General features: G+C 67.8%; 1 protein-coding gene. It reads right to left on the reverse strand.

What is annotated here, in order from left to right:
* Positions 1-15 precede the first annotated feature (15 nt).
* Positions 16-1,716, reverse strand: coding sequence for an ISAzo13 family transposase (locus ACFU8Q_RS41305; protein ID WP_384465305.1), 1,701 nt, complete (start codon positions 1,714-1,716; stop codon positions 16-18).
* Between the last annotated feature and the right edge of the window lie 55 nt (positions 1,717-1,771).

A 1,771-nucleotide genomic window follows, 5' to 3' on the forward strand; every position in this document is an offset into this window, starting at 1 on the left:
AGGGCTCGCAGAAAATCAACATGCGGGTTTGATCTTGTCCGGGGGTTCGGTGCTGTAGGCGTCGAGGTAGGCGGCCACGTCTGCGGGAGTGGTGAATCGTGCGGTGGAACGAGGGACAGTGCAGCCGTGCTGGTCCAGGAGGGGTTGGGTCTCCTGGATCGTGCGGGTGATGGTCTGCGAGCTGGTCCCGAAGAGTTTGCCGAGGAGGGCGTGGGTGAAGGAGCCGCGCTGATACAGGATTGTGGCCAGGATCCGGTCGGGGTCGGTGAACGCCTGCCGGGGGCCGGCACCGGGGGCTCGCTGTCGTTCGCGACCGCGTCGATGGCGGCGCTGTTCCTCCAGCCGGACACCCTGGAGGGCCGCCAACTCGTTGATCAGAGTGTCCAGTTGTGAGCGGGTGATGCCGGTGAGTTCCGGGTCGGTGAGGCGGGTGTGCTGCCGGGCGTCCCACCGCCGTGGTTCCGCGCCGTGTGGAGTGCTGGTGGCTGTGGGCGCGCGCTGGGCATGCTGTGCGTGAAGGGTGTAGTTCCAGTCGCCGTGGAAGCGGTGGCGGGTCATCGTCAGCGCGTCGACCTGGGCGTCGTCGACTTTCACGCCGGTGGGGTAGGCGCCGGTGTCGAGTTCGGCGCGGACCCTCAGTCCGGTGCGGGTGGTGGTCGCCGCGATGGACTGCACGATGACTTCATGGCTGGTCAGGGGCCTGCCGCGCCAGTTCATGGAAATGTGGGAGAACAGCCGGTGCTCAATCCGGTTCCATTTCGATGTGCCCGGCGGTAGGTGACTCACCGTGATCTCAAGGCCAGTCTCGGCGGCCAGTGCGGCAAGCTCGGTCTTCCATGCCCGGGCGCGGTAGCCGTTGGAGCCCCCGGCGTCGGCGGTGATCAGCAGCCGACGGGCGCGAGGGTAGTCGCCCTGTCCGGCCCCGTGCCACCAGCGGCGGATCGAGGCGACCGCGAAAGCGGCGGTGTCGTGGTCGGTGCCGACACTGACCCAGCCAGCGTTCGCGGCAATGTCGTAGATGCCGTACGGGATCGCCTTGCCGGGCCCCTCCCGGTCCAGGAAGTCATGCGTCTTGACCTGCACCGGATCACCCATGGGCTGCCATTCACGCCCCGCGTTCTTGTACTGGCCGACCAGTTCCTTCTTCTTGCTGTCCACGCTGACCACCGGGTCCCCGGCGCCGATGTGGTCCTTGGCCTGCTCGTTGATGTAGCGGAACTGCGCGTCCCGGTCCGGGTGCTGCTTGCCCTCGACGGTCTTGGAGTTGGCCTGCAGACTGAAACCCTCCTCCCGCAGCAGGTCACCGACCGTGTCGGCACTGACCTTGTGTCCCTGACGGGTCAGCTCGCCAGCCAGGTTCCGGGTCGACTTGGTCGTCCAGCGCAGCGGCGACATCGGGTCTCCGCGCATGTCCGGCTCGACCAGGGCGAGCAGCGCGGGCCGCAGTCCCGCATCCAGGTCGGCGGCCTTCTTCCGTCCACCTCCGGGCCGGCGGACCCGTCCCAAAGGCGGCTCGCCCGCCTCCAGCTCATCCGCCCCCTTGCGGACCGTCGTCTCGCTGGCCCCGGCGGCCCGCGCGACGGCCCGGATCCCGCCGTGCCCCAGGATGCGGGCCTCTGCTCCCATCAGCAGACGCTGCTGCCGCTCGTCCAGGTGTGGGAACAACACCCCGAACCTGGCGGCCAGTTGATCTTGAACCACTTGCGATATGCCCATACCACGTCAACGAGCCAGATCACCGGAAGCAACACGTTGATTCTCTGCGAGCACT

It is taken from the genome of Streptomyces sp. NPDC057543 (assembly GCF_042801895.1).
Taxonomy (GTDB): domain Bacteria; phylum Actinomycetota; class Actinomycetes; order Streptomycetales; family Streptomycetaceae; genus Streptomyces.